This window comes from Brevibacillus sp. YAE8 (assembly GCF_057543335.1).
In genome coordinates this window covers 1-506 of sequence record NZ_BAAIYG010000195.1, presented here as the reverse complement: position 1 = coordinate 506, position 506 = coordinate 1, and the positions used below count along the sequence as shown (strand labels likewise).

At 39.9% G+C, this 506-nt stretch carries 1 protein-coding gene; it reads left to right on the top strand.

Annotated elements, in window-relative coordinates:
- A partial coding sequence (locus AC27IT_RS28350) for a uroporphyrinogen decarboxylase family protein (RefSeq protein ID WP_487092351.1) occupies positions 1-506 on the top strand: 506 nt, incomplete at both ends.

Below are 506 nucleotides of genomic sequence, written 5' to 3'. Positions count from 1 at the left end.
AAGCAGGGCGTTCACAGCCGGAATACCGAAAGCTAAAAGAGAAGTACTCTCTATTTGAAATCACTCATCAGCCGGAGCTTGGGGCATACGTAACACGCCTGCCCGTTGAACAGTACGGAGTGGATGCAGCTATTTTATATAAAGATATAATGTCACCGCTTCCTTCAATTGGAGTGGATGTTGAAATCAAGTCAGGAATTGGTCCTGTCATTTCTAATCCAATTCAATCTTTAAGCGATGTAGAAAAGCTAGGAGAAATTACCCCGGAAGAAGATGTTCCGTATGTATTAGATACGATTAAGCTGTTAACAACAGAACAGTTAAACGTACCTCTAATTGGTTTTGCCGGTGCTCCTTTCACAGTAGCAAGCTATATGATTGAAGGAGGACCTTCAAAAAACTATAATAAAACAAAAGCATTTATGTACACGGAACCTAAAGCATGGTTTGCGCTAATGGATAAGTTAGCAGATATGACGATTACATATGTAAAAGCGCAAATTGAC